Below are 24,430 nucleotides of genomic sequence, written 5' to 3' on the forward strand. Positions count from 1 at the left end.
TTCCTAGAGTCAATCCGGCACCGCTCCCGCCCTACGCCAGAGACTGCACCCATGGATGTCGCCGTCCCCACCCTGCCGCTGCACTGCACCTTCGAGGCCGCCGACTGGCAGCGCCTAGCCCAGCACTGGCATGCGGTGGCGCTGAGCAGCGAGGTCGGGCAGGCGCCGTTCAAGGCCACCCTGCTGGACGAGCCGCTGGTGCTGTACCGGCTGGGCGAGGAACTGGTGGCCGCGCGCGATGTCTGCCCGCATCGCGGCGTGCCGCTGAGCATGGGCACTGCCGATGGCGGCGGCGTGGTCTGCGCCTACCACGGGCTGCGCTTCGGCTCGGGCGGGCGCTGCAACCACATCCCCGCCAGCCCCGGCCAGAACATCCCGGCCAAGATGCGCCTGCACACCTACGCGGTGGCCGAGCGCTACGGGTTGATCTGGGTGTGCCTGGCCAAACCGGCCGGCGTCAGCGCGGCCGAGGTGCAGATTCCACCGATGCCCGGCTGGGACGAGGACGGCTTCCAGCAGATCGTGTGCCCGGCCTTCGACATCGGCGGCAGTGCCGCGCGCCAGCTGGAAGGCTTCATCGACGTGGCGCATTTCGCCTTCGTGCACACCGCCACCTTCGCCCAGCCGGACAAGCGCGAGGTGCCGGCCTACACCACCACCGAGACGCCGACCGGCTTCAATGCCGACTACCTGAGCGCGGTGGCCAATTATTCGGTGGACATGCCGCTGCCGGACGTGGACCCGGATTTCCAGTGGCTGCGCCATTTCGAGGTGCATCTGCCCTTCACCGCCACCCTCACCATCCACTTCCCGGTGCCGGGCAAGCGGCTGGTGATCATGAACGCGGCCAGCCCGGTGTCCAAGCACAGGACGCGCCTGCTGGTGCCGATCGCGCGCAACTTCGACACCCACCTGCCGGTGGAAGACGTACACGCCTTCAACCTGCGCGTGTTCGAGGAAGACCGCGCCATGGTCGAGGCGCAGCGCCCCGAATACCTGCCGCTGGACCCGCTGCTGGAAGTGCATATCCCGGCCGATCGCAGCTCCATCGCCTACCGCCGCGGCCTGCGCAGCCAGGGCTACAGCGACTTCTTCCTCCGTTGACCGCCGAGGAGCACGCCATGCAGCTGCACGAGGTCCGCGTCGCCGAGGTCTTCGACCAGGGCCATCGCCAACGCGCGATCCGGCTGGAGCCGGTGGGTGCGGAATTGCCTGCCTTCGAGGCCGGCGCGCATGTGGACCTGCATCTGCCCGACGGCATGATCCGACAGTATTCGATCGCCAGCGCACCGCATGTGCGCGACCACTATCTGCTGTGCGTGAAGCTGGCCGACGCCTCGCGCGGCGGCTCGCGGCATCTGTGCGAGCAGCTGAGCACCGGCGACCGCCTGCGCATCTCCACACCGCGCAACCTGTTTCCGCTGCATCCGGGCGAGCGCCACGTCCTGCTGGCCGCCGGCATCGGCATCACCCCGCTGCTGTCGATGGCCGAAGCGCTGGAAGCGCGCGGCGAACCCTTCGTGCTGCACTACTACGCGCGCCGGCACGCCGATGTGGCGTTCGGGCAGCGGCTGCAGCAAGGTTTCGCGCATGGCCAGGTGCAGGTGCATCTGAGCGATGGCGGCGAAAGCCCGCGCGTGCATGTGCCCGAGGAAGTGGGCCAGGCGCGTGCGCGCGATCAGCTGTATCTATGCGGGCCGGCTGCGTTCATGGACCACTTCATGCTGCTTGCCAAGGCGCACGGCTGGACGGCGCAGCAACTGCACCGCGAGCACTTCGCCGCCGCCGAGCCCGGCATCGCCCACGATGCCGACAGCACCTTCGACGTGGAGCTGGCCGCCAGCGGCCGCGTGGTGCAGGTGCCGGCCGACCGCAGCATCGCCAGTGCCTTGCTGGATGCCGGCATCGAGGTACCGCTGTCCTGCGAGCAGGGCATGTGCGGCGCCTGCCTGACCGGCGTCCTGGCGGGCACCCCCGATCACCGCGACAGTGTGCTCAGCGACAGCGAACACGCGCAGAACCGGCAGATCACGCTGTGCTGTTCGCGTAGCCGCTCGCCGCGGCTGGTGCTGGATCTTTGAGGCGGTCTGTGTGCGGCGGTTGCATACGCAGCGATGCCGTGAACGCGGACATGCACTTATGCAGGCGACCCTGCCGATGCGACCGCTAAGCCGCATATGACAAGGCGTTGTGCCAGCGATCGTCACGGCCTGCACGCCGCTGCGCCTCCGCAATATGTCGCGTGCCCGGTGCCGGAAACGGCGTGGTGGTTGCAGCGAGGTTTGTGCGTTGCTCTCGTCTGGAGAGTCAACACTAGCGTGCCGCTGCGCAGCGTATCGCGTGTGGATCTGCAAGGCACGGCGAAGAAAACTAGGTACCGCACTTGTCGATCCGCAGGCATTTCTGGTGATGCGTTGCCTCATGCAGCCACAAGTGTCTTGCAACCTCACCCAGGTGCCTGGCGACCAACACGATCTTCAGCGCCAGCAAAAAAACCACTCCAGCGCTGGCCGTCCACCACGCTGCAAGGCATGCTTCGCATATCGGCGGCGTGACTGCGCCATCGCTTTTTCTCTCCGAGTTCTCCATCGCATGTCCACCGTTCATCGCAGTCTGATTGTGGCGCTATGCCTGCTGTTGCCCACCGCCGCACAGGCACGCAGCCAAGCCACCCCTGCACAGCAACGCGAGCAGCAGGTGGCGCAGCAGCTGCGCACCGCCGCCGATCAGCCTGCGCAGCTGCGTGCCTGGCTGCAGGCGATGCCCAAGGGCGGCGACCTGCACAACCATCTGTCCGGTTCGGTATATGCCGAGGACTACCTGCAGTGGGCCAGCGACGATGGCGCCTGCGTGCAACTGGACGACCTGAGCCTGCGCGCGCCGCCGTGTGGCAACGGCCAGGAGCCGGCACGCGACCTGGCAACGCGCAATGCCGCGCTGTATGGCCGGGTGGTGGACGCCTTGTCGATGCGCAAGTTCCTGCCCAGCCCGTCGCAGCCCACCGGACACGATCAGTTCTTCGGCACCTTCGGCAGGTTCGATGCGGTGGTGCGCGTGCGGGTTGCCGACACCGTGGCCGCAGTGCTGGAGCAGGCCGCACGCGACCGCGTGCCCTATATGGAAATCATCGCCAATCCGCCGCAGATGGATCAGGCGGCAAACCAGATGCAGTCCCTGCCCTGGAAGGACGGCGACGACGCGGCCAACCTGCGCGCCTTGCAGGATGCCTTGCCGCCGCTGGTGCAGGCCGCACAACGCGCGCTTGCCGACACCGATGCCCAGGTGCGCCGCGTGCTGCACTGCGACCAGCCCGATGCACGTCCCGGCTGCCGGGTCACCTACCGCTACGTGCCTTACGTGCTGCGCGTGTTGCCGCAGCCGATGGTGTTCGGGCAGATGGCGCTGGCGCACGCCCTGATCGCCGCCGGCGGCAGCCGCGCGGTGGCATTGAACATCGTCGCGCCCGAAGACAACCCGGTGGCGCTGGCCGATTACGCGCGGCATATGGCGATGTTCCGTTTCTTCGCCGCGCGCTATCCCGACGTGCCGCTGTCCCTGCACGCCGGCGAGCTGGCCCTGGGCCTGGTGCCGCCGGCGCAACTGCGTTCGCATATCCGCCAGGCGGTGGATGCCGGTGCACGCCGTATCGGTCATGGCGTGGACCTGCCTTATGAAGACGACGCCGATGGCCTGCTGCAGCGCATGCGCCGCCAGCAGGTTGCGGTGGAGATCAACCTCACCAGCAACGATGTGATTCTCGGCGTCAAAGGCCCCGCACATCCGCTGGCGATGTATCTGCGCGCCGGTGTGCCGGTGGTGCTGTCCACCGACGATGCCGGCGTCTCCCGCGCGGACATGACCCACGAATATCAACGCGCAATGCAGGAACAAGGCATCGATTACCCCACGCTCAAGCAGCTCGCCCGCAACGGCTTGACCTACAGCTTCCTGCCCGGCACCAGCCTGTGGGATGCCGACGGTCGCGCTGCGCAGGCCTGCGCCACTGCGTTGCAGCGCGAAACCGATGATGCTGCCTGTCGCGCATTCCGCCAGGGCAGCGAGAAGGCACGGCTGCAATGGCAACTGGAAACCGACCTTGCCCTGTACGAGCGCACGCTGTTGCAGGTAGGAGCGCGCCCGAGCGCGAACGGGCTTTACCGGTAACGCCCCGTCGCGCGCAGGCACGCTCCTACCAACGCGACTTCCGATCCATCGCCGTTGCAATGTATTAAACCTCCACGACAAAAGCGCAATGACCGACCCGCACGCCACCTCATCCAGACGCCGCGTCATTCTCGAAGACGACATCGACGGCTTCACGCCCGCGCAGCTGCTGCTGTTGCAGTCGCCCGAGGTCCAGGTGCTGGGCATCAGCGCGGTCAGCGGCAACATCTGGCGCGACGAAGTGCTGGCGCATAGCTGCCGCCTGCTGGAACTGGCCGGGCACCCCGACATCCCGGTGCTACCCGGCCCGGTGCATCCGCTGCTCAACAGCGAACGGGCCACCGAGCGTTGGGAAGCGCTCTACGGCAAGCTGGTCTGGAAAGGTGCCTGGACCAGGCACTGGGTGGATGGCGACACCGTGCAAAGCGCGCCGCGGTATCACGCCCACGACGTGGTGCCCGACCTGCCGTTGGGCAATCCCAGCGTGGTGCGCGCGTCCGACGAGCCGGCCGCATTGTTCATGCTGCGCATGGTGCGCCAGTATCCGGGCGAGGTGAGCATCATCGCCACCGGCCCGTTGACCAATCTGGCAATCGCGCAATCGCTGGATCCGGCCTTCGCCACGCTGGCGCGCGAGCTGGTCTACATGGGCGGCAGCCTCAACCCGCGCCAGCAACGCAACAGCATCAGCGCCCAGCAATTCGCACGCGAGTTCGTCAACTCGCCACGCCGCGAATTCAATATCCGCTGGGATCCGGAAGCGGCCAGCATCGTCATGCGCGCGCCCTGGCGCAGGATCGCCATGGTGCCGGTGGATCCATCGACCGCGACCGAACTCACGCCCGACCTGCTGGCGCGCATGAGCGCGGCCGATACCAGCATCGGCCACGCGTTGCGCCGCCGCGAAGCGGGCTTTCCGATGTGGGACGAGCTGGCCACCGCGGTATGGCTGCGCCCCGAGCTGGCGACACGGACCGAGACGCTCTACGTCGATACCAACACCGCCTTCGATGCCGGCTACGGCGACATCCTGTCGTGGGCGCCGGGCTATCAACCGGGGCTGGGCGAACAGGCGCAGACGGTGGTGCACGCGGTGGATATCGAGGCGTTCGAACAATTGCTGGTAGACCATCTCACCGCGCCGCAACCACCAGCAGTCGGCTTGCCGCTTCCCCCTCTCCCCTCGGGAGAAGCGGCCCGAGGCGCGGATGAGGCTGCGGCGCCCCAATCCCGAATCCCAACTAGCGAATCCCCGCTCCCAACCAGGTGACCCCATGCAACTCCCAGCGCAGTGGCAGGCCGGCATCGATCGCAATACCGAGGTCCTGCGTGGCCACGCGCAGCTGCTCGCCAGCTTCAACGCGCCGCGCCCCGCAGCGCCGGACACCACCACCCCGCGCGGGCTGATCGACTCCATCGTCAGCACCACCCGCGGCCAGCCCACCCTGGCCGCACGCCATGCCACCCAGACGCTCACGCGCATCAGCCAGGCCAACGACCAATTGCGCGCGATCACCCGCCTGCTGCCCGCACGCGCCGCCGCCGATGCCGCGCGCGTGCAGGCCGCGCTGGCCGGAGGCAGCGACGGCGGTGCGTTGGCCGGCGTGCCGTTCGTGGTCAAGGATCTGTTCGACGTCGCCGGCCAGGTCACCACCGCTGGCGCCGTCGTGCGCGCGCAGTGCGCGCCCGCCAGCCGCGATGCGGCCGTGGTGCAACGGCTGAGCGACGCCGGCGCGGTGCTGGTCGGCACCGCCAACATGGACGAGTTCGCCTACGGCTTCGCCACCGTCAACGCGCATTACGGCACCACCGCCAACCCGCACGATCGCCGCCATCTGGCCGGTGGCTCATCGGGCGGCTCGGCCGCCGCAGTGGCCGCCGGGCTGGTGCCGTTCGCGCTGGGCTCGGACACCAACGGTTCCATCCGCGTCCCGGCCGCGCTATGCGGCGTGTACGGCCTGCGTCCCACGCACGGCGCGTTGCCGCTGGATGGCGTGTTCGGCTTCGTCGATGCGCTGGACGTGGTCGGCCCGTTCGCCACCTCCATCGCCGACCTGCGCCGCGTCCATGAAGTCATGCTCGGTCGCCCATTGGCGTCGTGCAATGCCGGCAGCCTGCGCATCGCCCGCCTGGGCGGCTGGTTCCAGCGCAACCTGGATCCCGAGCTGGACGCCGGCCTCGGCACATTGCTGACCGCCTGCAACAGCAGCACCCTCATCGAATTACCCGAAGCAGAACGCGCCCGCGCCGCCGCCTTCGTGCTCACCGCTGCCGAGGGCGGCCACCGCCATCGCGCCGGCCTGAGCACGCAGGCCGAGCAGTTCGACCCGGCCACCCGCGACCGCCTGCTTGCCGGCCTGCAACTGCCCGCCAGCGCGGTGGCCGATGCGCACCGCTTCGCGCAGTGGTTTGACGCCGCCATGCAGCGCCTCTGGGACGAGGTGGATGTGTTGATCGCGCCGGCCACCCCCTGCGTGGCGCCACGCATCGACCAGGACACCATCCAGATCGACGGCCTGCCGGTGTCCGCACGCGCCAACCTGGGGATCTTCACCCAGCCGCTCGGCCTGGCCGCCTGCCCGGTGCTGGCCGCGCCGTTGCCGCGCCCCGGTCGCCTGCCGCTGGGCGTGCAGCTGATCGCCGCACCCGGCCGCGAAGACCGCCTGTTCGCACTCGCCGCGCAACTCGAACGCGACGGCCTGCTGGCCTTCAGCCCACCGCCGGAGACACGCTGATGCTGCACACCTTGCGCGCACGCCGCGGCATGGTCGTGGCCCCGCACCATCTGGCCGCACAGGCCGGGCGCGATGTGCTGCGCGACGGCGGCAATGCCATCGAAGCGGCCGTCGCCACTGCCGCCTGCCTGGCCGTGGTGTATCCGCACATGACCGGCATCGGGGGCGACGGCTTCTGGCTGATCCACGACCCCGACGGCCGCGTGCACGCCATCGATGCCTGCGGCCGCGCCGCACAGGCCGCAAACCTGGAGTTCTATCGCGGCCACAGCAACATTCCGTGGCGCGGCCCGGGCGCGGCCAATACCGTCGCCGGCACCGTCTCCGGCTGGGCGCTTGCCCTGCAGCACGCAGGCGGCAGCCTGCCGCTGCAGCGCCTGTTGCAGGATGCCATCCACCACGCCAGCGCCGGCGTGCCGGTGACGCTGGGCGGCGCGCACATCGCTGCCGGCAAGGGCGACGAACTGCGCGTGCAACCCGGCGCCTACGCGGACATCTTCGAACCCCACGGCACGCCGCTGCGCGAAGGCGCATTGCTGCAGCAGGCGCAGCTCGCACACACCCTACAGCGGCTGGCCGACCAGGGCCTGGACAGTTTCTATCGCGGCGCACTGGCCGACGACATCGCCGCCGACCTGCAGGCACTCGGCAGCCCGCTGCGCGCGTCCGATCTCGCAAGCCACCGTGCCGACGCCAGCGTACCGCTCTCGGTCGCCATCCATGGCGCGCGCCTCTACAACCACGCACCGCCCACGCAAGGCCTCGCCTCGCTGCTGATCCTTGCCTTGTTCGATCGCCTGCAGGCCGAACAGCCCGACAGCTATGCGCACCTCCACGGCCTGATCGAAGCCAGCAAACACGCATTCCTGATCCGCGACGCACACCTCGGCGACCCCGCCTGGATGACGCTGGATGCGCAGGCGCTGCTCGATGACAGTGCCGCACTCGATGCGCTCGCCGCACGCATCGACATGCGCAGCGCACGGCCCTGGCCGCAACCCTCGCAAGCCGGCGACACCGTCTGGTTCGGCGCCATCGACGCGCACGGCCGCGCGGTCAGTTGCATCCAGTCCACCTATTTCGAATTCGGTTCCGGCCTGGTGCTGCCGCGTACCGGCATCACCTGGCAAAACCGTGGCTGCAGTTTCCGCCTGGCCCCCGACGGCTGGAACGCGCTCGCCCCTGGGCGCAAACCCTTCCACACCCTCAACCCGGCACTGGCCACCTTCGACGACGGCCGCGTCATGGCTTACGGCACCATGGGCGGCGAAGGCCAGCCACAGACCCAGGCCGCGATCTTCTCCCGCTACGCCCGTTTCGGCGTGCCGCTGCAACAGGCCATCACCGCACCACGCTGGTTATTGGGACGCACCTGGGGCGAAGACAGCACGTCACTCAAGCTGGAAGACCGCTTTGATCCGGCACTGGTGCAGGCACTGCGTGATGCCGGGCACGCAGTGGACCTGTTGCCCGCCTACAGCTCGGTGATGGGACACGCAGGCGCGCTGGTGCGCGAGGTGGATGGCGTGATCAGCGGGGCAAGCGATCCGCGCTCCGATGGTGCGGTGGCCGGCTGGTAAGGGTTGGGCGTGTTGCCGCTTCCTGCAGTTGAGTGCGTGGCGGGCAGACGTTGCTGGCAGCCAATCAAGCTATGGGTCCGCCAGTCACCCTGCAGGACAGTAGAGGCGGGCGCACAGGATCAAGACTCCAGCCCGGGCAGGCCGACAAGGTGCACATGTCATAGACTCTGGGCATGCTCTCCAAGGCGACGATGGCGGACTCAACCACGCCGATCACCGGACAGAATGCATTTGCTTTCTTGGGCATGCGGGGCGATGAGTAGGTACTTCGCCGCGCTTATTTCGACAGACGCATCAACCCTTCCACCAAGGAGAGTCATATGACAGAGCTAGACGACAATCAACCCAACCTGGAAGACGTCAAGCTGGCGTTCGACGGCCAGAGCCTGGACTGGTATCTGCAGAAGCTGGTCGCAACCGTCAACACCTCGAACGTGCAGTTCGGCATCACGCTGTTTGTCGAGGGCATCATCGTGTCCGGCCAGCTGGTCAGCGGCAAGCAGTACTTCGAGGCGTTTGCGCAGGAATTCTCTGCAGCCTATCCGGGCGATGCGGAAGAAAAAGAGGATATCCGTCGCGCCTTTGCCAGCCACGCCAGCATCTACGACACCGAGGAAGATGCGCAGCAAAGCAGCCGGCCGCCGCAGTTCATTCACCTGATCGACTCGCGTTGCTTCTCGCCCGGCGGCCAGCCCCTGCCCAGCAACCGTGGTGTGCTCTGGCGCGGCAAGGTCAATGCCGTCTCCGGCTTCACCCTGGGATCGCTGTCGGCGGATTGAGCCTGGCGCGCTCCACCTTGGTGTGAGGTGCTTGTCATCTCACATCGGACTGTTGGAGATATCCCACGAGCACGCCATGGCCGTACAACGGCCAAGCGTGCTTGCGTTTGCTGACAACGTTGCGCTCGCCAACGTCTTCCGTTGGCTGTAGGCATTGGACCGGTGCGGCTCGCATGGCAGCAGCACCAGCCACGCGACGGTACCTACGCAGCCACCTTGAGCGTGCGTCCCAGGAAGTGGCCGATGTACTGCGCGATCTGCGAGGCATGCGTTTCCAATGCGAAGTGACCGGCATCCAGCAGATGCACTTCGGCGTTCGGCAGGTCCTTGCGATAGGCCCACGCGCCCGGCGGAATGAAGGCGGGATCGTGCCTGCCCCACACCGCCAGCAACGGCGGCTGATACTTGCGGAAATACGCGTGGAAGGCCGGATAGGCCGCGACGTTGCTACGGTAGTCGAGAATCAGATCGAGCTGGATCTCTTCGGCATCCGGACGGGCCATGTATGCGATGTCCAGCGTGTAGCCATCCGGCGACAGCCTGCCCGGGTCGGCACCGGTACCGTACTGCCAGTCGCGAATGGTCTGCGGCGACAGCGAGTCGCGGCATGCGTCGCGAGTGGCCGCGGTCGGCTCACGCCAGTACGCCTGCCAGGGGCCCCATTGGTCGCTGAAACCTTCCAGATAGGCATTGCCGTTCTGGCTGATGATCGCTTGCACCTTGTGCGGATTTGCCGCAGCCAGGCGCAAGCCCACCGGTGCGCCGTAATCGAACACGTACAAGCTGTAGCTGGTGAGTCCCAACGCTTCGGTGAAGCCTTCAATGACTTTATAGAGATTGTCGAACGTGTAATCGAACTGCCCGCGCGGCGGCGCCTTGGTATTGCCGAAGCCGGGCAAATCAGGCGCGATCAGGCGGTACTGGCTTGCCAGCAGCGGCATCAGATCGCGGAACATATGGCTGGCACTGGGGAACCCGTGCAGCAGCAACAGGACCGGTGCATCGTTGCGCCCGGCCTCGCGGTAGAACACGTCGACATCGCCGACCTGTAGCGTGTGGAAACTGACGCGAAGTGCTTCGTCGATCGGCATGGCGTCCTCTTTGAGGTCACTGGCTTTGTTGGAAAGTTCGGTAGCGCCGAGCGCGCCGGCGCCAAGTGCGAACGCGGTGCCTATGCACGATGCCAGCAGCAGGTTGCGGCGACTGACATCCGTTGTGGCGTTATCGATGTTGTCTGCGATGAGCGCATCGGAATGATCCATTGAGATCCCAGCTCGATGAAGAGCCGGCCATGCTAGGCGCGCAGGCTAGCTTCGAGAACCACCAAGGGGGTCAATTCACCATTGCCATTGCTGCAATGCTGCACGCAGGCGCACGCGATCCCCAGGCCGGGGGTGTCGCGCGACGTGCATGGGCAGGCTGTTACTGTGCTGCCACATCCGACGCTGAGACGCACGTGGACCGCATTCAGGAAATGACGCTGTTTGCCGCACTGGCAGGGGAGGCAAACTTTGCCGGCGTTGCGCGGCGTCTTGGCATTTCAACCGCAACGGTCACCCGCACCGTCGCGCAGCTGGAAAGCCGCCTGGGCGTGCTGCTGGTCATGCGCAGCACACGCAAGATGCGGCTTACCGTGGCCGGGCATCAGTACGCTGTCGACTGCCGACGCCTGCTTGCCGATCTGGAGGATGTCGAAAACAGGGCCGCCGGGGTGCACGCACTTCCCAGCGGCTTGCTGACGGTGACAGCCCCGCAGATGTTCGGCGCCTTGCATGTCACACCGGTACTGACGCGATTTCTCACCGAGTATCCGTCGATGACCGCACGCGCCATCCTGGCCGACCGCGTGCTGCCGCTACTGGACGAAGGTATCGATGTCGCCGTGCGCATTGGCGCACTGCCCGACTCGTCGCTGACCGCGATCCCGGTCGGCAGCGTGCGCCGCATGGTCTGCGCCTCGCCCGACTATCTTGCAGCGCAGGGCTCTCCGCAGCATCCGGACGATCTGCCGCAGCACGCCACCATCTCCACCTCATCGGCCGAACGCGCGCACAGATGGCTGTTCCGCATTGATGGGCGCGAGCATCTGGTCGAGGTGGCATCCCGCCTCCACGTGACCTCGTTCAATGCCGCCATCACCGCCGCCGTGCAGGGCTGGGGACTGACGCAGGTACCGTCCTACCAGATCCGCGAACATCTTCAGAGCGGCAAGCTCGCCTGCATCCTGGAGCCCTTCGAGATCGCACCGGAACCGGTGCATGTGGTCTACGTGGAAGGTCGTCGGGGCTCGGCCAAGGTGCGTACCTTCGTCGACTATTGCGTGGACGCATTGCGACAGGACCTGGGTTTCGACGGCCGCATTTGAGCCGGCGGCTCGAGCGGGCGGCGGCCTCATCGAAAGCCGCGCGCAGGAGCGATCGCGTGTTCCGATGACGTTGTAGGCACGTGTCCATCCCGCGTTGTCTGCGCTGCTCGACCGCTGCAACGACGAACGGCGATGCGCATGCACAAGCCGTCGGTCAAGCCGTTGTCGGCCACGATCGAGACCTTGATATCAGCGTGATCACGCAGCAGCCTGGGCAGCTTGGGCCACAGGACCGCGCACGCGGTGTGGGCGGGGCGGTGATGCGCAAGGTACCTGGAGGGGCGTGTCGCGCAATTCGCTGAGCGCAGACAACCCCGCCCTGGTCTTCCGCAACGCGCGGCGCCACCGTCTGGATCTGCTGCTCGCCGGCGTCGGTCGGCGCCACGCAGCGGGCAGTGCGGGTCGGTGTGTCGCATTTTTTGCAACGCGTGCCCCTAAAAAAACCGCTTTGGGGTAACGGGGGCGGTTCGTATAGTCAATTGCGACGCCCGGTGCGCACGCGCCTGTCGCCACGACGACCGGGCAATCAATCGCCCGGCGTGCCTCGTCCCTTCCACACCGCCTGCGGAGGCGTCATGCATCGGTTCCTGTCGCATCGCGGTCCTGGCAGCGCCGGTGCGACACAACGCCCGCACCGCGCCCCATGCTGAGTGCGCAGCTCACTTCCTCCATCCACTGCTCGGGCGCACGCGCGGTCGCCCGTTGCGATGCGCTGGGTGTTGCACCTTACAGCGACACGCCCGGCGGGCTGTTCCGTGCCTGGCTCAGCCCGGCGCACCGCGCCGCCGTCGCCCAGGTGAGCGAATGGATGCGCCAGGCCGGCATGCAGGTGCAGCTGGACGCAGCGGCCAACCTGATCGGGCGCTACGAAGGCGCACGTGCCGACGCGCCGGCAGTGCTGATCGGCAGCCATCTGGACAGCGTGCGCGATGCCGGGCGCTACGACGGCCCGCTCGGCGTCCTGCTCGGCATCGAATGCGTCGCCGCGTTGCATGCACAGGGGCGGCGCCTGCCGTTCGCGATCGAGGTGATCGCCTTCGGCGACGAAGAAGGCTCGCGCTTTCCTGTCTCGATGTTCTGCAGCCGCGCGGTCGCCGGCACGCTCGACCCCGCCACGCTGGCGGTCACCGACGCGGCCGGCACCGACGTGGCCACCGCGCTGGCCGACTGGGATCTGGATATCGCGCGGATAGCGCAGGCCGCACGCGCGCCCCGCAGCGTGCTGGCCTATCTGGAAACCCATATCGAGCAAGGCCCCGTGCTGGAAGCCGAAGGCCTGCCGGTCGGCATCGTCACCGCGATCGCGGCGCAGCGGCGCTTTGCCCTGCGCTTCGATGGCCGCGCCGGCCACGCCGGCACCACCACCATGGCCTTGCGTCGCGACGCACTGAGCGCCGCTGCCGAGGCCCTGCTGGCGATCGAAGGGATTGCACGCGCCGGCAGCGACGACCTGGTCGCCACGGTCGGCAGGCTGCAGGTCGCACCCGGTGCCACCAACGTGGTGCCCGGCCGGGTGGACTGCACGCTGGACGTGCGCGCCGGCGACGACGCCAGCCGCGATGCGGCGGTGCTGGAGATCGAACACGCGCTGGCACGGATCAGCGCGCTCCGCGGCATTGCCATCACCATCGATCCGCTGCAGACACTCGCCGCCAGCCCCTGCGCGCCGGCGTTGCTGAGCCGTCTGGCACACGCAGTGGCCGCACAAGGCATCGCACCGCGCCATCTGGTGTCCGGCGCCGGCCACGATGCGATGGTGATGGCATCGCTCTGCCCCACCGCGATGCTGTTCGTACGCTGCGCTGGCGGCATCAGCCATCATCCGGACGAATACGTGGCCCCGGCCGATGCCGAGCTCGCACTGGCGGTCATGCGCCACTTCATCGAACACCTGGGAGATCCCCTTGCCACCTGATCTGCGTCACCTGCACACCTTCGGCGAACTCGATCCCCCGCAACGGCTGTTGATGGGACCGGGCCCGGTCAACGCGCATCCGCGCGTGCTGCGCGCGATGGCGGCCGATCTGCTCGGCCAGTTCGATCCGGAAATGACCACCTACATGAACGAGGTGATGGCGCTGTACCGGCCGCTGTTCGGCACCGAGAATCGCTGGACGTTTCTGGTCGACGGCACCGCGCGCGCCGGGATCGAAGCGGCGCTGGTATCGCTGGTCAGCCCGGGCGACCGCGTACTGGTGATCAACTTCGGCCGTTTCGGCCTGCTGCTTACCGAGATCCTGGGCCGGCTCGGTGCCGACGTGCACACCGTGGATGCGCCATGGGGCGAAGTGGTGCCGCTTGCTGCCATTGCCGAGGCGATCGAGCGCGTGGCACCCAAATTGGTCGCTACCGTGCATGGCGACACCTCCACCACCATGGCCCAGCCGCTGGATGGCCTCGGCGCGCTGTGCCGCGCGGCCGGCGCGCTGAGTTACGTGGATGCCACTGCCACCATCGGCGGCATGCCCATCGCCAGCGATCGCTGGGACGTGGACGTGGTCACCGGCGGTTTGCAGAAATGCCTGGGCGGGCCGTCCGGCTCGGCGCCGATCACCGTCTCCGACGCGGCGGCCGAGGCGATCTTCGCGCGCCGGCATGTCGAGCGCGGCATCGTGCGCGAGGACATCGTCAACGGCAGCGGGCCGCGCATCGCCTCGAATTATTTCGATCTGGCGATGATCATGGACTACTGGTCGGACAAGCGCCTCAATCACCACACCGAAGCCACCACCATGTTGTACGGCGCGCGCGAATGCGCGCGCGTCGCGCTGCAGGAAGGCCTGGATGCCCGCTTCGCCCGCCATGCCGCCGCTGGGCGTGCGGTGAGCACCGGCATCCGTGCGTTGGGGCTGGAGGTGTTCGGCGACGATGCGCACCGCATGAGCAATGTCACCGGCGTGGTGATTCCGCACGGCATCGACAGCGATGCGGTGCGCCGGCGCATGCGCGAGGATTTCGAGATCGAGATCGGCACCGCGTTCGGGCCCTTGCAGGGCAGGATCTGGCGCATCGGCGCGATGGGCTACAACGCAATGAAGCACAAGGTGCTGATCACCCTGGCCGCACTGGAAGCGGTGCTGCGCGCCGAAGGCCACGCCTGCACACCAGGGCTGGCAGTGGAAGCCGCACTGGCGGCCTGGCACGCGGAGCCGCATGCATGAATACAGCCCGCGACCTGGTCGGCTACGGCGCCACCCCGCCTGCGGCGCAGTGGCCCGGTGGCGCACGCATCGCGGTGCAGTTCGTCATCAATTACGAAGAGGGCGCGGAAAACTGCGTGCTCAACGGCGATGCCGGCTCGGAGGCCTTCCTGTCGGAGATGGTCGGCGCGCAAGCGCAGCCCGGCGCGCGCGCCATGGCGATGGAAAGCCTGTACGACTACGGCAGCCGTGCCGGCTTCTGGCGGCTGCATCGGCTGTTCACTGCGCGCCATGTGCCGGTGACCGTGTTCGGCGTGGCGCAGGCACTGGCCTGCAACCCCGAGGCAGTCGCCGCGATGCGCGCGGCCGGCTGGGAGATCGCCAGCCACGGCCTGCGCTGGATCGATTACCAGCATGTGGATGCGGCCACCGAGCGTGCCCATATCGCCGAGGCCATCGCCGTGCACACGCGCGTCACCGGCAGCCGTCCGCTGGGCTGGTACCAGGGCCGCACCAGCCCCAACACCGCGCGGCTGGTCGCCGAGGAAGGCGGCTTTGTCTACGACGCCGACAGCTATGCCGACGATGTGCCGTACTACGACCATCGCCACGGCCGCGCGCAGTTGATCGTGCCGTACACGCTGGACGCCAACGACATGAAATTCGTGGCCTATAACGGCTTTGCCGACGGCGAGCCGTTCTTCCGTTATCTGCGCGATGGCTTCGAGCAACTGCGCAGCGAAGGCGGGCGCATGCTGTCGGTCGGCCTGCACGGACGCATCGTCGGCAAGCCGGCGCGCGCGGCGGCCCTGGCACGTTTTGTCGATCACGTGCTGGCCAGCGGCGATGCCTGGATTGCGCGCCGCATCGATATTGCGCGGCATTGGCTGCAGGTCCATCCGGCATGAGCATCGACAGCGCCGCCATCGACCTGCCCGAGGTGATCGCGCAAGTGACCGCCGCCTTCCACAGCTACGAGCAGGCCCTGATGCACGACGATATCGCCGCAATGGATGCGCTGTTTCACGCCGCACCCAGCACGGTGCGCTACGGCGTGGGCGAAGTGCTGTACGGCATCGATGCGATCCGCGCCTTTCGCATCGGCCGCGGCGGCTCGCCGCAACGCCGGCTTGTGCATGTGCAGGTGCACGGCTTCGGCCACGACTTCGCCACCACGCATGCAGAATTTATCCGCGACGGCAGCAGCGTGCGCGGCCGCCAGAGCCAGAGCTGGGTGCGTTTTGCCGACGGCTGGAAAGTGGTCGCTGCGCATGTCTCGCTGCAGGGAACGCATGCATGAGCGTGATCGACGACAGCGTGCTGGACGATGCCGCCTTCGTGGCGCGCTACCGCGAGCTGTTCGAGCATTCGCCGTGGGTGGTCGAACGCGCTGCACGGCGGCGCCCGTTCGCCGATGTGTACCGCGGGCTGATGCAGGTGGTGTTCGACGCGTCGCAGGAAGACCAGGTTGCGTTGATCCGCGCGCATCCGGAGCTGGCCGGCAAGGCGGCGATCGACCACACGCTCACCGCCGCGTCGGCCGCCGAGCAGGCCTCGGCCGGGTTGGACCGGCTCAGCGAAGCCGAATTCAAGCGCTTCCACGCGCTCAATCAGGCCTATCGCCATCGCTTCGGATTTCCGTTCGTGATCTGCGTGCGGCTGCACGACAAGGCCGGCATCCTGGCCGCGCTGGAACGCCGGCTGGACGCCTCGCGCAGCGAAGAGATTTCCACCGCCCTCGCCGAGATCGGCAAGATCGTGCAACTGCGCCTGGAGGCACTGCCATGAGCCTGGCCCAACTCGAACGCGAGCTCCACCACGACCTGCAACGCCTGGCCCACGGCGGCGATGCCTGGGTGCAGCCGCGCGTGCATCCGGCAGGGCACGTGTACGACGTGGTCATCGTCGGCGCCGGCCAGAGCGGCCTGGGTGCGGCATTCGCACTGCAACGCGAGCGCGTGCACAACGTGCTGGTCATCGATGAAAACCCGGCCGGGCAGGAAGGCCCGTGGGTGACCTACGCGCGCATGCAGACCTTGCGCACGCCCAAGCAGATCACCTCGATCGACCTGGGCGTGCCGTCGCTGACGTTCCGCGCCTGGTGGGAAGCCCAGCACGGCGGCGCCGGCTGGGACGCGCTGGACAAGATTCCGCGCAGCAGCTGGATGGACTATCTGCGCTGGTACCGCGCGGTGCTGCGCCTGCCGGTGCGCAATGCAACGCAGCTGGCGCGGGTGGAGCCGGATGTGGCGCCGGGCATCCACCGCCTGCATCTGGCGATGGGCGCGCCATTGCTGACGCGCAAGCTGATCCTGGCCACCGGCATCCAGGGCGGCGGCCAGTGGATGGTGCCGGACTGGATCAGCCGCGCCCTGCCCGCACAGCGCTATGCGCATACCTCCGGCCACATCGACTTCGCCGCGCTGGCCGGCAAGCGCGTGGGCATCCTGGGCGGTGGCGCCTCCGCGTTCGACAACGCCTGTTTCGCGCTGGATCAAGGCGTCGCCAGTGCCGAGGTATTCGTGCGCCGCAGCGCATTGCCGCGCATCAATCCGTTCCGCCACATGGAACAGGCCGGCATCATCCCGCGCTTTCTGACGCTGCCGGATGCGGATAAGTACCGGATGATGGCCAGCTTCTTCGCGCACAACCAGCCGCCGACCAACGACACCTTCCAGCGTGCCTGCGCGCATGCCGGCTTCGCGCTGCACCTGGGCGCGCCATGGCTGGAGGTGGCCGAGCGCGATGGCGAGGTGGTGGTGCGCACGCCACAGGGCGAACACCGCTTCGATTTTCTGGCCGTTGCCACCGGCCTGGTCACCGACCCGCAACTGCGCCCGGAACTGGCCGCGCTGTCCGGGCGCATCGCCTGCTGGGGCGACCGCTACCAGCCGCCGCCGGGCCAGGCCAATCCGGTGCTGGATGCGCACCCCTACCTGGGGCCGGGCTTCGAACTGCTGCCGCGCACGCCTGACGATGCCGCACTGCTGCACGGGGTGTTCGCCTTCAACTATTCGGCGCTGATCAACCACGGCCCGTCGGCGGCGGCGCTGTCCGGGCTCAAGGTCGCGCTGCCGCGGCTGGCCCGCGCGGTGGCCGACCAGCTGTTCCTGGACGACCGCCAGGCCATCGTCGACAGCTACCTGGCTTACGACCAGCCCGAGTTCGTCGGCCAATGGCCGCAGCCGACCCAGGCGGTGGCATGAGCACGCTGTCCACCCATGTACTGGATACGGCAACGGGCCGCCCCGCCGCCGGTATCGCCTTGCGCCTGTTCGCCGGCGCCACGCTGCATTTCGACGGGGTCACCAACCAGGACGGGCGCTGCCCCGAACTGGCCGCACTCACGCTGCAACCCGGCCGCTACCGGCTGGAATTCGAGGTGGCCGGCTATTGGCGGGCCGCCGGCACCGCACTGCCCGACCCGCCCTTCCTGGAACAGGTGCCGATCGCGTTCGGCATTGCCGACGACGGCCATTACCACGTGCCGCTGCTGCTCTCGCCGTACGGGTATTCCACCTATCGCGGCAGCTGAGCGGCCGCCGGTTCGGCAACGGATCGGTGGGGCACACGCCGCGTTCCGCATCGGCCCCGTAGAATGGCGCCTTTCCGGCGACAGGCCGGGGCCCCGGAATTGTCATGATCCACAACGATGTACTGCGCAGCATCCGCTACATGCTCGACCTCAGCGACGACAAGGTGGTGGAGATCACCCACCTGGCCGACCCGGAGTTCGCGCTCGACAAGCCGCAGGTACAGGCCTGGCTGAAGAAGGAAGACGAGCCCGGTTTCGAGCCCTGCACCGACGCAATGCTGGCGCGCTTCCTCGATGGCCTGGTGCTGCGTTTCCGCGGCCGCGACGAGAGCCAGCCGGTGCGCCCGCTGGAAACCCGCGTCGGCAACAACCTGGTGCTGAAGAAACTGCGCGTGGCCTTCGAGCTGAAAGACGTGGACATGCACGCCATCTTCGCCAGCGCCGGCTTCCCGCTGTCCAAGCCGGAACTGTCCGCGCTGTTCCGCCAGCCCGGCCACAAGAATTTTCGCCCCTGCGGCGACCAGTTGCTGCGCGCTTTCCTCAAGGGCCTGACCGCGCGGATGCGCGAAGCGGGTTGATGCCCGGATACTGAGGTCGGCCTGGTTTGGCCTGACTTGGTCGTCCGACGACGCTGCGACTTGAATCCGCAGGTTTTTAGCGCAGTTTTCGTGTGTCTCGAAGTGACTGGATGGTGCGGATAGAGCGATCGTGGAGCGGTCGATCTGGAGCGGTCGATCTGCGGCTTGGTTGCAGGGTCCTTGCCCGCCCACCCTCGCAGGACACGCCGCAAGTACGTCCGTGTAGGCTCTTACGCGGCATCCATGCCGCGTAAGGTCCCGCGACGGTAGGCGGGCAAGGACCAAGCGAGATGGTCGGTGTGCTTGGTGCAAGCAATGCACGACGTGCGTTGTTCGGATTGTGGGAGTCCAGTTGGCCCCTCAATCGAATTCGAGCAACAGGCAAGCCTTGAACGAAGCGATCTCAAACTTCTCGGCACCCCAAAGCAAAACCAGGTTTTCACGCGCCCATCGACCAAAGCCCGGTGCGGCGTCCCCGCCGCTTACGGGACCCTTGGCGGCACGGAGGCCGCCAAGGAGCCTCCACGGACGGATGCATGACGTGTCCCGCAGGTGGTGAGGGCACCGCGCCCTCGACGCACCGGGCTTTTTGATTCAAGCATCTGCACCTGGGTCGCTACAACGCCTCACGCAATCAAGCCGCAGCCGCCAGCGGCGGCCGACGTGCATCCAGACGGAACACCGATACCGCTTCGCTCAGTTCCACCGCCTGCTCTTCCATCGCACGTGCCGCGGCCGAGGCTTCTTCCACCAGTGCGGCATTGCGCTGGGTGGTTTCGTCCATGTCGTTGACGGTGCGGGCGACCTGCTCGATGCCGGAGGATTGTTCGCGCGATGCGGCGGAAATCTCCGCAATCAACGTGGTCACCTGCTGCACCGACTGCACGATCTGCTGCATCGTCTGCCCGGCCTGATCCACGCGCGCGCTGCCGCGCTCCACGCTGTCCACCGAGGCATCGATCAGGTGCTTGACCTCCTTGGCCGCGCCGGCCGAACGCTGCGCCAGCGCGCGCACTTCCGAGGCGACCACGGCAAAGCCACGGCCCTGTTCGCCGGCACGCGCCGCCTCCACTGCCGCGTTCAGCGCCAGGATATTGGTCTGGAACGCGATGCCGTCGATGACGCTGATGATCTCGGCGATCTTCTTGGACGACACCTCGATCTCGCCCATGGTGTCGACCACGCTGGCCACCATCTCGCCGCCACGGCCGGCGATCTCGGCGGCCGCCTGCGCGCCGCGGCTGGCCTGCTGCGCGGTGTCGGCGTTCTGGCGCACGGTGGAGGTGAGTTCTTCCATCGAGGCAGCGGTTTCTTCCAGGTTGGCAGCCTGCTGTTCGGTGCGCTGCGCCAGGTCGTTGTTGCCGGCGGCAATCTCCGCCGAGGCGGTGCGAATGGTCTGCGCGGCCACGGTGATGTCGCCGACGATATCGGTCAGGCGCTGCACCGTGGCGTTGGCATCGTCGCGCATGCGCGCGAATACGCCTTGCTGGTTGCCATGCATGCGCGCGGTCAGGTCGCCATCGGCGATCGCCTTGAGCAGCTGCGACAGCTCGGCCAGATTCTGGTCCACGTTCTGCATCAGGCCGTTGACGCCGCTGACCATGGCGCGGAATTCGAACTGATAGGCCTCGGCATTGCCGCGCGTGGCAAAGTCGCCGGCCGCCGCCGCGTCGACCAGGCCACGGATTTCGCCATTGATCGCCGCCAGGTTGCGCTTGGTGGTGTCCATCGCCTCGGTGATCTGCGCTTTCTCGCCCGGCAGACGCGGCATGTCCACCGACATGTCGCCGACCGCGTAATGCTGCATCACCTGCAGCATGTCGCCGATCAGACCGACCTGCGCGCCGATCAAGCCGTTGGTGTCGTCGACCATGCGGCCGTATGCACCCGGGAAGGCTTGCGCATCCATGCGGTAACTCATCTGCCCGGCCTCGTGGCGCTGCGCCATGTCGGCCTGCGCGGTGGAGACATCGGTGAGCGTGTTGACCACCTGGCCCATGGCCTGGCCAAGCAGACCGATTTCATCGCGATTGCTGACTGCTGCACGCGCCGACAGATCGCCAGCCGCCACCTGGCGTGCCGCACGTGCGACGTTTTCGATCGGGCGTACGATCGAGCGACGAATCCACCAGCCCAGCACTGCCACCAGGCACAGCGCCGCAGCGATCGTGGCCACCGCCGACAGCACCAGCTTGTGCTGCGCCGATTGCGAACTGGCCAGCACCGCCGCATCGGCCAGGGTCTTGCTGCGTTTCACCAGCGCTTCCAGCGTCTGGCTGGGCGCGCGGTCCTGGCCCTTGACCAGCTGGTCGCCCACCTGGGTGTCGTAACCGGCCTCGGCAAACTTGCCCAGCGCCGCTTCGTAATTGCGCTGCAAGGTCAGATGCGCCTTGGCAAAGTCCTGCGCCAGCGCGCGCGCCTGCGGGTCCCGGGTTGCCCTGGCCAGCGCCTCGGTGCTGGCCTGCACCTTCCTGCCCTGCTCGCGGAATGCGCCCAGGTGCTTGTCCAGCAGCGCCGGATCGCGCCCGCGGATCAGCACGTTCTTCCATTCCTGCACCTGCAGGCGGAAATCGCGGGTGATCTCTTCGCTGCTGGAGGCCTGTCCCACCTCCGGCGGCACCCTGCCCGACAGGCTCAGCCACGCCGTGCCCAAACCGCCGAGGGCACACAGCAGGATGACCGACAGACCCAGCGCGAGCGCGCCGAGCAGCTTGCTTTGCAGGCTGACGAATTTCGGGGTGGCAGCAGACATGGTGCATCCAGATCGGGGATTACACCGGTTATCGACCTGCGTATCGCCGATCTGAAGCAGCGCCCGCGCCAAAGTCAGCCTTGAATGCCCAAAAGGTAATAGCACTTCCGGATTCCCTGACAGGCTTCACCCGACGGCCCGACCATCGCGCCATCTGTGGCGTGCCCGTATCCTTCCCGCGCATGACCGAGCCTGCGTTTCCGATCTCTCCCCTGCTGCCGCAGCTGTGCGACAGCCTGGCCGCCCATCCGCGACTGGTGCTGGAAGCCCCGCCCGGCGCCGGCAAGACCACCCAGGTACCGCTGGCCCTGCTGGACGCACCGTGGCTGGCCGGTCGCAAGATCGTGATGCTGGAACCGCGGCGCGTGGCCGCCCGCAGCGCCGCGGTGTTCATGGCGCGCCAGCTCGGCGAGCCGGTCGGCGAGACCGTGGGCTATCGCATCCGCTTCGAGAACAAGACCTCCGCGCGTACCCGCATCGAGGTCGTCACCGAGGGCATCCTGACCCGGCTGATCCAGGACGACCCGATGCTGGAGAGCGTCGGCGCGCTGCTGTTCGACGAGTTCCACGAACGCCATCTGGCCGGCGACCTCGGCCTGGCACTGGCGCTGGACGTGCAGGCGCAGGTACGCGAAGACCTGCGCATCGTGGCGATGTCGGCCACGCTGGATGGCGAGCGCCTGGCCGGCTTTCTCGATGCGCCGCGCCTGAGCAGCGCCGGGCGCAGTTTCCCGGTGGACATCGCGCACTTTCCCGCGCGCCGCGACGAAGCGCTGGAACCGCAGACCCGGCGCGCGGTGGAACACGCCTTGTCCACCCATCCGGGCGATGTGCTGGTGTTCCTGCCCGGCCAGCGCGAGATCGCACGCGTGCACAGCGCGCTGCAGGACATGCTGGACCCGGCGATGCAGGTGCTGCCGCTGCACGGCGAGCTGTCGGTCGAGGCGCAAAGCCAGGTGCTGCAACCCGACCCGTCCGGGCGCCGCCGCGTGGTGCTGGCGACCAACGTCGCCGAGTCTTCGGTCACCCTGCCCGGCGTGCGCGTGGTGATCGACAGCGGGCTGGCGCGCGAGCCGCACTACGACCCCAACAGCGGTTTCTCGCGCCTGGACGTCACCGCCATCGCGCAGGCCTCGGCCGACCAGCGCGCCGGCCGCGCCGGGCGCGTGGCCAGCGGCTGGGCGTACCGGCTGTGGCCGCAATCGCAACGGCTGGAGCCGCAGCGGCGCGCGGAGATCACCCAGGTGGAACTGACCGGCCTGGCGCTGGAACTGGCCGCCTGGGGTAGCGCCGCGCTGCGCTTCGTCGATGCCCCGCCGGCCGGCGCGCTGGCCGCCGCGCAGGAATTGCTGCAGCGGCTGGGCGCGCTCACCGGCAGCGGCGGCATCACCGCGCTGGGCCGGCGCATGCTCGCGCTGGGCACGCATCCGCGCCTGGCCGCGATGCTGGCGCAGGCCGGCGATGCGACACGCGTGGCGCTGGCCTGCGACCTTGCCGCCTTGCTGGAAGCGCGCGACCCGCTGCGTCAGGGTGGCGATGGACTGGCTGCGCGCTGGCGCGCACTGGCCGCATTCCGGCAAGGCCGCAGCGCACACGATGCCAACCGCAGCGGCCTGGCCGCGATCGACAGCGCCGCCAAACAATGGCGACGGCGGCTGCGCTGCGACAGCGCCCCGCCTGCCAGCGTGGAGGCGCACGCGCTCGGCGACCTGCTCTCGCATGCCTTCCCCGACCGCATCGCCGCACGCCACCCCAACGACCCGCTGCGCTACCTGCTCGCCAACGGCCGCAGCGCGCGCCTGTTCGACCACAGCGACCTGCGCGGCGAACCCTGGCTGGTCGCCAGCGAACTGCGTTACGAAGCCAAGGACGCGCTGCTGTTGCGCGCCGCGCCGGTGGACGACGGCTATCTGCGCCGCAGCGTGCCCGAGCGCTTCGTGCAGCAGGATCTGGTGCAATGGGACGCGGACAAGCGCGCCCTGGTCGCGCGCCGGCAATCCAGCTTCGATCGCATCGTGCTCGACAGCCGCCCGGCCGGCCGCGTCGATCCGGCGCAAGCCGCCGGCGCCCTGACCGAGGCCGTGCGTCAGCTCGGCCTGGATGCCTTGCCGTGGACCGACGGCCTGCGCCAATGGCGTGCACGCCTGCAGTCGTTACGCGCCTGGATGCCCGAGCTTGCGCTGCCCGACCTGTCCGACCCGGCGTTGCTGGAGACGCTGGACACCTGGCTGCGCCCGGCCTTCGCCGGCAAGACCCGCCTGGATGCGCTGGACGAGGCCACTCTGGGCGAAGCGCTCAAGGCCGCCCTGCCGTGGGACCGCCGCCAGCTGGTCGACCGCAATGCGCCCACCCGCGTCAGCGTGCCCTCGGGCATGGAGCGACAGATCGTCTATGCCCTCGACCACGCCGAGCAACCGTTACCGCCGGTGCTGGCGGTCAAGTTGCAGGAGCTGTTCGGCCTGGCCGAAACCCCGCGCATCGCCGACGGCCGCATTCCGCTGACCCTGCACCTGCTCTCACCCGGTGGGCGCCCGTTGCAGGTGACCCAGGATTTGAAGAGCTTCTGGATCACGACCTATCCGGATGTCAGGAAGGAGATGAAGGGGCGGTATCCCAGACATCCGTGGCCGGAAGATCCATGGACTGCGACTGCAACCCATAGGGCAAAACCGCGCGGTACCTGATGCATCCTGGCCCGCAGCGGCGGTGAAAAATTGCAGGGATGCAATGGCTCCTGCGGCGCGGCCGGAAGATCCATGGACTGCGACTGCAACCCATAGAGCAAAACTGCGCGGTACCTGA

At 67.9% G+C, this 24,430-nt stretch carries 19 protein-coding genes; 17 read left to right on the forward strand and 2 right to left on the reverse strand.

Annotated features, from left to right (window positions below; translation table 11 throughout):
• Window positions 1-51: 51 nt before the first annotated feature.
• The 7 genes from FHT08_RS12175 (at window position 52) to gvpU (ending at window position 9,258) form a co-directional block, all read left to right on the forward strand.
• Window positions 52-1,104: an aromatic ring-hydroxylating dioxygenase subunit alpha gene (locus FHT08_RS12175; RefSeq protein WP_104607091.1), complete on the forward strand. Its 1,053-nt coding sequence runs from the start codon at window positions 52-54 to the stop codon at window positions 1,102-1,104.
• A gap of 17 nt (window positions 1,105-1,121) precedes the next feature.
• Window positions 1,122-2,081 carry a PDR/VanB family oxidoreductase gene (locus FHT08_RS12180; RefSeq protein ID WP_166775209.1) on the forward strand — a complete coding sequence of 320 codons (960 nt, stop codon included), beginning with the start codon at window positions 1,122-1,124 and terminating at the stop codon, window positions 2,079-2,081.
• Between the two features lie 511 nt (window positions 2,082-2,592).
• Entirely contained in the window at window positions 2,593-4,164 is a 1,572-nt protein-coding gene (locus FHT08_RS12185) for an adenosine deaminase (RefSeq protein ID WP_166775210.1), read from the forward strand.
• An 88-nt stretch (window positions 4,165-4,252) separates the two neighbouring features.
• Window positions 4,253-5,434 carry a nucleoside hydrolase gene (locus tag FHT08_RS12190; RefSeq protein ID WP_166775211.1) on the forward strand — a complete coding sequence of 394 codons (1,182 nt, stop codon included), beginning with the start codon at window positions 4,253-4,255 and terminating at the stop codon, window positions 5,432-5,434.
• A 4-nt stretch (window positions 5,435-5,438) separates the two neighbouring features.
• Window positions 5,439-6,899 carry an AtzE family amidohydrolase gene (locus FHT08_RS12195; protein WP_166775212.1) on the forward strand — a complete coding sequence of 487 codons (1,461 nt, stop codon included), beginning with the start codon at window positions 5,439-5,441 and terminating at the stop codon, window positions 6,897-6,899.
• Window positions 6,899-8,479, forward strand: coding sequence for a gamma-glutamyltransferase family protein (locus tag FHT08_RS12200; RefSeq protein WP_166775213.1), 1,581 nt, complete (start codon window positions 6,899-6,901; stop codon window positions 8,477-8,479). Before FHT08_RS12195 ends, FHT08_RS12200 begins: the two co-directional genes overlap by 1 nt.
• Window positions 8,480-8,799: 320 nt before the next feature.
• Window positions 8,800-9,258 carry a gas vesicle accessory protein GvpU gene (gene gvpU, locus FHT08_RS12205; RefSeq protein ID WP_166775214.1) on the forward strand — a complete coding sequence of 153 codons (459 nt, stop codon included), beginning with the start codon at window positions 8,800-8,802 and terminating at the stop codon, window positions 9,256-9,258.
• 203 nt (window positions 9,259-9,461) lie between these two features.
• Here the strand turns inward: gvpU and FHT08_RS12210 are convergent, their stop codons facing one another.
• Window positions 9,462-10,520, reverse strand: a complete 1,059-nt coding sequence (locus tag FHT08_RS12210; RefSeq protein WP_166775215.1) for an alpha/beta hydrolase — start codon at window positions 10,518-10,520, stop codon at window positions 9,462-9,464.
• A 212-nt stretch (window positions 10,521-10,732) separates the two neighbouring features.
• On the opposite strand from FHT08_RS12210, the gene FHT08_RS12215 reads away from it, so the two are divergent.
• From FHT08_RS12215 to FHT08_RS12255, 9 genes are all read left to right on the forward strand, one after another.
• Entirely contained in the window at window positions 10,733-11,623 is an 891-nt protein-coding gene (locus FHT08_RS12215) for a LysR family transcriptional regulator (RefSeq protein ID WP_166775216.1), read from the forward strand.
• A 643-nt stretch (window positions 11,624-12,266) separates the two neighbouring features.
• A complete protein-coding gene (locus FHT08_RS12220; RefSeq protein ID WP_166775217.1) occupies window positions 12,267-13,538 on the forward strand; it encodes an allantoate amidohydrolase in 1,272 nt (423 codons plus the stop codon).
• Window positions 13,528-14,784: an alanine--glyoxylate aminotransferase family protein gene (locus tag FHT08_RS12225; protein WP_166775218.1), complete on the forward strand. Its 1,257-nt coding sequence runs from the start codon at window positions 13,528-13,530 to the stop codon at window positions 14,782-14,784. Before FHT08_RS12220 ends, FHT08_RS12225 begins: the two co-directional genes overlap by 11 nt.
• Window positions 14,781-15,671 carry an allantoinase PuuE gene (gene puuE, locus FHT08_RS12230; RefSeq protein ID WP_166775219.1) on the forward strand — a complete coding sequence of 297 codons (891 nt, stop codon included), beginning with the start codon at window positions 14,781-14,783 and terminating at the stop codon, window positions 15,669-15,671. Before FHT08_RS12225 ends, puuE begins: the two co-directional genes overlap by 4 nt.
• Window positions 15,668-16,063 (forward strand): oxalurate catabolism protein HpxZ, encoded by a 396-nt coding sequence (gene hpxZ, locus FHT08_RS12235; protein ID WP_166775220.1) that lies wholly within the window; start codon window positions 15,668-15,670, stop codon window positions 16,061-16,063. The genes puuE and hpxZ overlap by 4 nt, the downstream gene beginning before the upstream one ends.
• Complete coding sequence (gene uraD, locus FHT08_RS12240) at window positions 16,060-16,551, forward strand: 2-oxo-4-hydroxy-4-carboxy-5-ureidoimidazoline decarboxylase (RefSeq protein WP_166775221.1); 492 nt, start codon at window positions 16,060-16,062, stop codon at window positions 16,549-16,551. The genes hpxZ and uraD overlap by 4 nt, the downstream gene beginning before the upstream one ends.
• Window positions 16,548-17,969 carry an FAD-dependent urate hydroxylase HpyO gene (gene hpyO, locus FHT08_RS12245; RefSeq protein ID WP_166775222.1) on the forward strand — a complete coding sequence of 474 codons (1,422 nt, stop codon included), beginning with the start codon at window positions 16,548-16,550 and terminating at the stop codon, window positions 17,967-17,969. Before uraD ends, hpyO begins: the two co-directional genes overlap by 4 nt.
• Window positions 17,939-18,298, forward strand: a complete 360-nt coding sequence (gene uraH / locus FHT08_RS12250; RefSeq protein WP_166775223.1) for a hydroxyisourate hydrolase — start codon at window positions 17,939-17,941, stop codon at window positions 18,296-18,298. The genes hpyO and uraH overlap by 31 nt, the downstream gene beginning before the upstream one ends.
• A 104-nt stretch (window positions 18,299-18,402) precedes the next feature.
• Entirely contained in the window at window positions 18,403-18,876 is a 474-nt protein-coding gene (locus tag FHT08_RS12255) for a DUF1456 family protein (protein WP_016901421.1), read from the forward strand.
• A 634-nt stretch (window positions 18,877-19,510) separates the two neighbouring features.
• On the opposite strand, the gene FHT08_RS12260 is transcribed toward FHT08_RS12255, so the two are convergent.
• A complete protein-coding gene (locus FHT08_RS12260) occupies window positions 19,511-21,628 on the reverse strand; it encodes a methyl-accepting chemotaxis protein (protein WP_166775224.1) in 2,118 nt (705 codons plus the stop codon).
• A 182-nt stretch (window positions 21,629-21,810) separates the two neighbouring features.
• Here FHT08_RS12260 and hrpB point away from each other — a divergent pair, with 182 nt between their 5' ends.
• A complete protein-coding gene (hrpB, locus tag FHT08_RS12265) occupies window positions 21,811-24,312 on the forward strand; it encodes an ATP-dependent helicase HrpB (RefSeq protein ID WP_166775225.1) in 2,502 nt (833 codons plus the stop codon).
• The last annotated feature ends 118 nt before the right edge of the window (window positions 24,313-24,430 follow it).

Origin of the sequence: Xanthomonas sp. CFBP 8151 (assembly GCF_011761885.1) — a bacterium.
GTDB lineage: Bacteria > Pseudomonadota > Gammaproteobacteria > Xanthomonadales > Xanthomonadaceae > Xanthomonas > Xanthomonas arboricola_B.

Bases quoted from the DNA above. Each gene is read 5' to 3' on its own strand.
- FHT08_RS12175 (WP_104607091.1), top strand. From the start codon at position 52: ATGGATGTCGCCGTCCCCACCCTGCCGCTGCACTGCACCTTCGAGGCC.
- FHT08_RS12180 (WP_166775209.1), top strand. From the start codon at position 1,122: ATGCAGCTGCACGAGGTCCGCGTCGCCGAGGTCTTCGACCAGGGCCAT.
- FHT08_RS12185 (WP_166775210.1), top strand. From the start codon at position 2,593: ATGTCCACCGTTCATCGCAGTCTGATTGTGGCGCTATGCCTGCTGTTG.
- FHT08_RS12190 (WP_166775211.1), top strand. From the start codon at position 4,253: ATGACCGACCCGCACGCCACCTCATCCAGACGCCGCGTCATTCTCGAA.
- FHT08_RS12195 (WP_166775212.1), top strand. From the start codon at position 5,439: ATGCAACTCCCAGCGCAGTGGCAGGCCGGCATCGATCGCAATACCGAG.
- FHT08_RS12200 (WP_166775213.1), top strand. From the start codon at position 6,899: ATGCTGCACACCTTGCGCGCACGCCGCGGCATGGTCGTGGCCCCGCAC.
- gvpU (WP_166775214.1), top strand. From the start codon at position 8,800: ATGACAGAGCTAGACGACAATCAACCCAACCTGGAAGACGTCAAGCTG.
- FHT08_RS12210 (WP_166775215.1), bottom strand. From the start codon at position 10,520: ATGGATCATTCCGATGCGCTCATCGCAGACAACATCGATAACGCCACA.
- FHT08_RS12215 (WP_166775216.1), top strand. From the start codon at position 10,733: ATGACGCTGTTTGCCGCACTGGCAGGGGAGGCAAACTTTGCCGGCGTT.
- FHT08_RS12220 (WP_166775217.1), top strand. From the start codon at position 12,267: ATGCTGAGTGCGCAGCTCACTTCCTCCATCCACTGCTCGGGCGCACGC.
- puuE (WP_166775219.1), top strand. From the start codon at position 14,781: ATGAATACAGCCCGCGACCTGGTCGGCTACGGCGCCACCCCGCCTGCG.
- hpxZ (WP_166775220.1), top strand. From the start codon at position 15,668: ATGAGCATCGACAGCGCCGCCATCGACCTGCCCGAGGTGATCGCGCAA.
- uraD (WP_166775221.1), top strand. From the start codon at position 16,060: ATGAGCGTGATCGACGACAGCGTGCTGGACGATGCCGCCTTCGTGGCG.
- hpyO (WP_166775222.1), top strand. From the start codon at position 16,548: ATGAGCCTGGCCCAACTCGAACGCGAGCTCCACCACGACCTGCAACGC.
- uraH (WP_166775223.1), top strand. From the start codon at position 17,939: ATGGCCGCAGCCGACCCAGGCGGTGGCATGAGCACGCTGTCCACCCAT.
- FHT08_RS12255 (WP_016901421.1), top strand. From the start codon at position 18,403: ATGATCCACAACGATGTACTGCGCAGCATCCGCTACATGCTCGACCTC.
- FHT08_RS12260 (WP_166775224.1), bottom strand. From the start codon at position 21,628: ATGTCTGCTGCCACCCCGAAATTCGTCAGCCTGCAAAGCAAGCTGCTC.
- hrpB (WP_166775225.1), top strand. From the start codon at position 21,811: ATGACCGAGCCTGCGTTTCCGATCTCTCCCCTGCTGCCGCAGCTGTGC.